The organism is Psychrobium sp. 1_MG-2023 (assembly GCF_030689115.1).
GTDB lineage: Bacteria > Pseudomonadota > Gammaproteobacteria > Enterobacterales > Psychrobiaceae > Psychrobium.
Window position 1 is genome coordinate 42,877 of sequence record NZ_JAUYVJ010000031.1, and the last position, 7,287, is coordinate 50,163.

Here is a 7,287-nt window from a genome sequence, read left to right on the forward strand (position 1 = left end):
GGAGCAGCAATGGAACAGTTACTTGAACAAACGTTTGGCTTTTCAACGTTTAGAGGCGGACAAAAAAGTGTTGTTACTAATCTGTTAGCTGGGCGCAGTGCCGCTGCAATCTTTCCAACGGGCTCGGGAAAGTCTCTTTGTTATCAATTTACCGCAACCCAGTTACCCCATTTAACGTTAGTGGTTTCACCGTTATTAGCGCTTATTCAAGATCAGCTGGCCTTTTTACACAGTAAGGGTATTGCCGCTGCGAGTATTGATTCGACATTATCTCGCGAGCAGGTCAGCCAAGTTATGGACAGTGTGCGAGCGGGCCAAACTAAAGTTCTAATGATCTCTGTAGAGCGTCTTAATAATGAGCGCTTTCGTGAGTTTTTAACTACCATTCCGGTATCCCTGCTGGTGGTTGATGAGGCTCACTGTATTTCAGAATGGGGCCATAATTTTAGGCCTGATTATTTAAAGCTGCCTAAGTATCGCCAGCAATTTCAAATCCCTCAAACACTATTACTCACTGCGACAGCGACTAGTCAGGTGGTGAAAGATATGGGAGAAAAATTTGCCATCAGTCCAAACGATATTACCTTAACCGGTTTTTATCGCGCCAATCTGAATCTTGCGGCTCAAGGAGTTCCTAGTGCGAAACGCCTCGATGTGCTGCTACCTTGGTTGCAAGCAAGGCAGCAGCACAGCGGAATTGTCTATGTCACGTTACAAAAAACCGCAGAGCAACTTGCAGCGCAGTTACAGCAACAAGGGCTGAATGCGACCGCTTATCATGCCGGGCTAGATCATGAAGTGCGCCAGCAAATCGTCAGTCAATTTATGCAAAGTTCCGGGCAAATTATTGTCGCCACTATTGCATTTGGGATGGGGATTGATAAAAGTGATATACGGTTTGTCGCACATTTCGATATGCCAAAATCGATAGAGAACTACGCGCAAGAGATTGGCCGTGCAGGGCGAGATGGCTTAGCCGCCGATTGTTTGGTACTAGCCAATCGCGACAACCTGACGGTATTAGAAAACTTTGTTTATGCTGATACCCCAGAAGCATCGGCTATTGCGGTGGTGTTGGAGCAAATTCAACAGGCGCAGCAGCAAGGGCTATCGTGGGAAGTCATTGATAACCAACTTTCAAGTGATGCAAATATTCGCGTGCTGAGCTTAAAAACCTTGCTGGTGTACTTGGAACTATTACAAGTGGTTAAACCGCTATATAGCTTTTTTGCTGAATATAAATATAAATTTTTACTCAGTGAGCAGGAAATTCTCGCTAAGTTTAGCGGGGAGCGGGCGCAGTTTATTCAGGCAATTTTTACCAGCTCTAATAAGGCGCGCTTATGGTCAACGTTAGACTTTGCCAAGCTTGAGGCTAATTACCCGTGTGAGCGCTCTCGTGTGTTAAGTGCCCTTGATTACCTTGAATCACATGGGGCAATTACTTTACAAACGAAGCAATTAACCCAAGTTTATCAGGTGACAACTCAGCCGATAAACCCTGAGCAACTCACCGAAAAGCTAAGTACTAAATTTTTGCAAAAAGAACACAGTGAAATCAAACGGATTGAGCAACTCGTTAACTTCTTTGCCAGCGAGCGTTGTTTATCACAACGCTTGGCGACCTATTTTTCCGATGACAGTGTCAAGGGATCTTGTGGGCATTGTAGTGTTTGCCATGGTCAAGTAGCGCAGTTACCAGCACCAGCGGCGTTGCCACCGTTGTCACAATGGCAATTTAGTGAATTGTGTTTACCTGTAGTTGAGTTATTACAGCAACGAAAACACCCAGTAACAGCAGTTCTCCTTACTCGCTTTTTATGCGGTTTAACCACCCCATTGTTTACTAAGATAAAAGCGCGCTCTCAATCCGGTTTTTCACGATTAGAGCACTACCCGTTTGCCGAAGTGCGTGATTGGGTGCAAGGGCACTTAAATACTGAGTTCACAGGATGAAGATTAACCCCAGTTGGCGCGTGTTAACCGTTGGTGATGGTGATCTCGCCTTTTCAGCAGCCCTATTAGCGCATCATAAGCCTCGCCATTTAACGGCCACCATTTACGATGATCTGACGACACTCGAGAATAAATATGGCCTAAAGCATTATCAGCGCCTGCAACAACGTTCGTGTCAGGTGTTAACGGGGTTTGATGTGACTAAGCCAAGTAGCTGGCAGGGACTTAACCTCACTGATTTTGATGTGGTTATCTTTCAGTTTCCATTATTACCCAATGACAAAACCAAGCAACTCGCTAATGGGCAGCAACAGCAAAGCAGTAATACCCTAAACAGAGCGTTGTTACATCAATATTTAGTCCATGCCTTTAAGTACTTTCTGTCAGCCAATGGTGCAAGACTAGCGATTATTACCTCTAAAGATGTGAAACCTTATCGCCAATGGAACATTGAGCAATCATTAAACGCGAGTACCGAGATTAACTACTTAGGGCAGCAAACATTCTCCTTTGCCGACTTTCCTGGCTACCAGTTGCGTAATGTTGATCGCGATAAGTTTGTTAAACATACCGAAGCGTTTAGTTATTATTGGAGTGATATTTATGATGATGTTTCCCAATGCGATGATCAGTCAGTTGCAAACGTCACCCTGCCTAACTATCTTAAAAAGTCAGCTACAACCGAAAGCTCATTTTGTGCGATGTGCCGAGTGGGTCCGATCCTTACTCAGCAAGACTTAGCAGCTCATCATGCGTCAAAACGTCACCAGCAGATGCTAAATTTTGAACAACAATGGCAGTTTTGGTTGAACAATAAAGCAGCGCATTAGTGCATATTTTCATTTGATTTAACGGCCATTTTAAACTAACGTATCATAACGATTTAAAAAGGACGTTGAATCAAATGGTTGAATTCTTATTTCTTGATATTAATACTGGCTTTTCCATTGCCTTAGGCCTAGTTCTGGCCATTGCTTTTCTCGAAGGTATCGGCCTTGTCATTGGGCTAAGCCTGATGAATCTCCTTGACCAACTTTCCCCAATTGATTTAGACGTTGATGCCGATATCGAGCTCCCTTCCGGTGGCTTGACCCCCATTTTAGCTTGGCTATTTCTAAACCGTTTACCACTGTTAGTATGGCTTGTTTTATATCTTACTTGCTTTGGTGTGATTGGCTTAACGATTAACTATATTGCATTGACCAAGGCTGACTATGTTATCAGTGGTTGGCTAGCCTATAGCGCTAGTTTGCTTGTTGCTGCTTATGCCACGCACCTGATTGGTGGCCCGTTATCTCGCCTTTTACCTAAAAATGAGTCGTCGGCTATGTCTAACGATAGCTTTAACGGCTTAATTGCTCAAATCACTATTGGCCGGGCGCGTTTTGATAGCCCTGCTGAAGCGGTATTAACCGATAAATTCAAACAAAAACATTATGTTCTACTTGCCCCAGAGGACGAAGCAGAGACCTTTAAGCAAGGAGAGCAGGTTGTGTTGGTTGAAAAAACAGAGACCCATTGGATTGGGGTTAGATTTACTCAATAAAATAACAAGAGAATTATATTATGGAAAATTTAGATGAAAACACAACCTTCATTATTATTATGGTTGCTGTTGGTCTTATTGCGTTAATTACTATTGGCCTTATTTTTGCCAAACTTTACGTACGCGCGACTAAGGAAGTTGCCTTTGTACGTACGGGTTTAGGTGGTGAGCGCGTGGTAAAAGACGGCGGTGCTATCTGCTTGCCTGTACTGCATGAAACCATTCCCGTGAATATGAATACCCTGCGTATTGAAGTGGAAAAGATTGAAAAAGATGCCTTAATCACCAAAGATCGCATGCGTGTTGATGTGAAATCTGACTTTTACCTGCGCGTTGCACCGCACAGTGAAGGGATTTCGATGGCTGCACAAACCTTAGGTACGCGAACAATGCGTGCTGATGAAGTTAAGAAATTAATGGAGTCTAAGTTTGTCGATGTGCTGCGTGCTGTGGCTGCCGAGATGACAATGACCGAAATGCATGAGCAGCGTGCTGATTTTGTACAAAAAGTGCAGCAAAGTGTGGCCAATGATTTAGAAAAGAATGGTCTAGAGCTTGAGTCTGTTTCCCTAACTGGCTTTGACCAAACCGATCTACGCTTCTTTAATGAAAATAATGCGTTTGACGCCGAAGGTCGTGCAAGACTGGCTAAAATTATCGAAGAGAAGCGTAAAGAAACCAATGATATTGAGCAAGAGAACCGTGTTCAAATAGAACGTCGTAACTTAGACGCCGAGCGCCAGTCACTTGAGATCAAAAAAGAAGAAGAGGAAGTGCGCCTAATTCAAGAGCAGGTACTTGAATTTAAACGTGTTGAACAAAAAGCGGAGATTGCAAAAACGCGTGAGCTTAAAGAAAAAGAAGAGCGCGAAGCGGAAATCTCTAAACAAAAAGCCGTTGAATTAGCCGAGCTGATCAAGAGCCGTGAAATTGAAGCGCAGGAAATTGCGAAACGTAAATTCCTTGAGGAAGCGCGTATTCAGCAGCAGCGTGATATTGAAGTAGCTGAACAAGACAAACAAATTGCGGTTGCAGAGAAGTCGGAAGCAGAGTCAGCAGCACGTGCTAAAGCCGCTGAAGCAGAAAAGAGTAAAGTTGAAAAAGAAGAAGCGGTTGTTACGGCAAGGCAAGTAGCACAAGCTAATCGTAGCAAAGAAATTGAAGTGATTGATGCGCGTAAAGAAGCAGAACGTGAAGCGGTGAGTATTACCGTGCAAGCCGATGCAGAAAAACGTGCTGCGGAAGATAAAGCCTCTGCGGTATTAATCGAAGCGAAATCAAGTGCTGACGCTAAAATGCTGCAAGCGCAAGCAGATGAGAAGATTTATGCCGTTGAAGCGGATGGTAAGCAAGCGCTTTATGAAGCAGAAAATACCTTACGTGATGAGCAAATTGAACTACAAAAATCACTGGCAATCCTTAAGTCATTACCTGAAATGATCGCAAACTCGGTTAAACCACTAGAAAACATTGACAGCATTAAGATCCTACAAGGTTATGGTAACACGGCCGCTCAAGGTGGCAGTGCTAACGGTAATAGCGTTTCTCAAGGCGGTATCGCTGAGCAGATCACCAGTGCAGCGCTTAATTACCGCGCCAATGCGCCAGTGATTGATGCGATGTTACAAGAACTCGGCTTAGTTGATAAAGACGGTGGCAACCTTAATGATTTATTATCCGGTAATAACTCATTAGTCAGTGAAGCCCGTGACGTGGTAAAGCAATCGAAAGTGCCAACGCCTGTTAATGGTTCGAAGCCTGTTAATGGTGAGCATGTATAGCGAGTAGTAACGCTAACCGACGGTTATCTATTATAAATAGAATCGTTGAATGCTACTAAATCAGCATCAAGATGAGCGTTACTATGACCGTATAGTAACGCTCGTTTTTTCCCTAAAAAGAACAAAAGTATAAGATTATATTCTTGATTGGTAATGTATAATTTTTTCAACCGAAAGTTGTAATCATGTTTTTAAATTGGAAGTAGTTTAGGTTTGCTTAGGAAATAGCAGGATATATAAATATTAACTTGAATTTTAAGCTTCTGTGATAGCTGTAATAACTACGATCGTTACATAATATAATGTTAAATGCCTTAATCAATAATGGAGGAAATGATGAGTCAATTGGAAGAAACACAAGAATCACTTTCGCGGATGCAAGCTTTTGATCCGAAAAGTTTAGCTAGAGAAGAAGAGCTTGGGCGCAATTTTGATTTTTCCGCAATTATTGCTCCAGCTTCAAAATTGATAAGGCTTTATAACCAATTAGGCTTGTCAACTTTAGAAGATTTTCCTGACGCAATACTTGTGCAAATAAAGCAGCAGGCAGATGCTGATTTTAATCGTTTTCAACAGGCATTAGATTTTGATCCGACTACAGTTCAAAATCAAAATCCGACGCTACCGCGAGACAATATTATCAAGCAAGTTACAGTAGCCTATGACCCTGCTTTTCAAAAGTTATTTCCGTTTATTTCATATGGCACAAGTAAAGCTGTAGATTTCCAACGAATGGAAAATGAAGCTAGGGCAATGCTTCAGAGTGTAAAAGATGAAGCTGGTGTGATCACAGGGCAACTTAATGAACATCAAGACCAAGCTCAAAATGTTTTAGCTGACGTGCGTAAAGTCGCTGCTGAACAAGGTGTTTCTCAGCAAGCTATATACTTCAAAGAAGAATCTGAAGCACATGATGAGTTAGCTGAGGCATGGCGCGAAAGAACAATGAAACTCGCATGGCTACTTGGCGGATATGCATTTTTAAGTATTTTCTTTCACAAGTGGTCTTGGATTCAACCTACTGATGCAATTCAATCAGTTCAATTGGTTACAAGTAAGGTATTAATTTTTGGTGTAATTGCATATATGCTTTTCCTTTCATCTAAAAATTTCTTATCGCATAAACACAATGCTATTGTTAATAAGCACCGACAAAATGCTTTAATGACTTATACCGCTTTAACGGATTCCGCTGCATCTGATGAAAGCAAAGATATTGTATTAAATCATGCATCTTGTTGTATTTTCTCACCTCAAGATACCGGCTATGTAAAACATGAGGCTTCACAAAACAATAGTGGAGGGAGTCGTTCAGTTGTAGAGCTACTACCAAAAACAACAATGAAATTAGATCCTCAACCATAGGTATTTAAAGCAAATTATAGGACAAATTAGGACAGGAAAAAAATCGTGGATTGGAGTGAATGTCACATTGAGTCGAAAAAGTGGTTCAATGTGACAGAGAGTATTTTAAGCCTGTCCTATTATTTTTATCGGCCTCTTAACAGGGTGTCATATTTTTAAAGGAGTAAGCATATTAATGGAAGAGTATTATCCAATTGTGTTATCTATTGTTATGGGAGTTCCATTCGGTTGGGGGATAAGCTTTGCCGTTTGTAGTTTAAAAGGTAAAGCAAAGCAAATATTTTTATTAGGCAGTGGGGGCTCTATTACAGGGGTACTTATTGCACAAGCGACAAAGTTCGCCGAAGTAGAAGTTACATTAAGCTTCTTATTCCTTCCATTAACTGCATTAGTTACTGCAAGTCTATTGATATATTTTTATGTATCTGATCTGAAAGAAAAGTGCCCAAAGCTTCCTTTCAATATTTCATACCTTATTTCCTCAGATAGCAAATTATCGGAGATATATGAACAATATATTGAATCTGAAAAACAAGGTATAGCTCGCAAAGATGAATTAGATAAGTAAGCGGTCAATTAACCCCACCTACCAATGTTAATGGGCTTTTAGAATAATAACCTCACTATTTATCCACTTGA

Annotated in this window: 6 protein-coding genes; all 6 read left to right on the top strand. The window is 41.6% G+C overall.

The window, feature by feature from the left end:
* Window positions 1-9: 9 nt before the first annotated feature.
* The 6 genes from Q8W26_RS14720 to Q8W26_RS14745 all read left to right on the top strand — a co-directional run bounded on the left by Q8W26_RS14720 (window position 10) and on the right by Q8W26_RS14745 (window position 7,216).
* Window positions 10-1,956, top strand: coding sequence for an ATP-dependent DNA helicase RecQ (locus Q8W26_RS14720; protein ID WP_101214870.1), 1,947 nt, complete (start codon window positions 10-12; stop codon window positions 1,954-1,956).
* A complete protein-coding gene (locus Q8W26_RS14725) occupies window positions 1,953-2,786 on the top strand; it encodes a class I SAM-dependent methyltransferase (protein WP_101214869.1) in 834 nt (277 codons plus the stop codon). Before Q8W26_RS14720 ends, Q8W26_RS14725 begins: the two co-directional genes overlap by 4 nt.
* A gap of 74 nt (window positions 2,787-2,860) precedes the next feature.
* Complete coding sequence (locus Q8W26_RS14730) at window positions 2,861-3,502, top strand: YqiJ family protein (RefSeq protein ID WP_101214868.1); 642 nt, start codon at window positions 2,861-2,863, stop codon at window positions 3,500-3,502.
* Window positions 3,503-3,561: 59 nt separating this feature from the next.
* Entirely contained in the window at window positions 3,562-5,283 is a 1,722-nt protein-coding gene (locus tag Q8W26_RS14735) for a flotillin family protein (protein ID WP_370694289.1), read from the top strand.
* A gap of 333 nt (window positions 5,284-5,616) precedes the next feature.
* Window positions 5,617-6,648: a hypothetical protein gene (locus Q8W26_RS14740; RefSeq protein WP_305473689.1), complete on the top strand. Its 1,032-nt coding sequence runs from the start codon at window positions 5,617-5,619 to the stop codon at window positions 6,646-6,648.
* A 175-nt stretch (window positions 6,649-6,823) separates the two neighbouring features.
* Window positions 6,824-7,216 carry a hypothetical protein gene (locus Q8W26_RS14745; RefSeq protein ID WP_305473690.1) on the top strand — a complete coding sequence of 131 codons (393 nt, stop codon included), beginning with the start codon at window positions 6,824-6,826 and terminating at the stop codon, window positions 7,214-7,216.
* Window positions 7,217-7,287: the final 71 nt, after the last annotated feature.

What these genes read in the sequence shown, in the direction of transcription:
- Q8W26_RS14720 (WP_101214870.1), top strand. Translation starts at nt 10, where the DNA reads ATGGAACAGTTACTTGAACAAACGTTTGGCTTTTCAACGTTTAGAGGC.
- Q8W26_RS14725 (WP_101214869.1), top strand. Translation starts at nt 1,953, where the DNA reads ATGAAGATTAACCCCAGTTGGCGCGTGTTAACCGTTGGTGATGGTGAT.
- Q8W26_RS14730 (WP_101214868.1), top strand. Translation starts at nt 2,861, where the DNA reads ATGGTTGAATTCTTATTTCTTGATATTAATACTGGCTTTTCCATTGCC.
- Q8W26_RS14735 (WP_370694289.1), top strand. Translation starts at nt 3,562, where the DNA reads ATGGTTGCTGTTGGTCTTATTGCGTTAATTACTATTGGCCTTATTTTT.
- Q8W26_RS14740 (WP_305473689.1), top strand. Translation starts at nt 5,617, where the DNA reads ATGATGAGTCAATTGGAAGAAACACAAGAATCACTTTCGCGGATGCAA.
- Q8W26_RS14745 (WP_305473690.1), top strand. Translation starts at nt 6,824, where the DNA reads ATGGAAGAGTATTATCCAATTGTGTTATCTATTGTTATGGGAGTTCCA.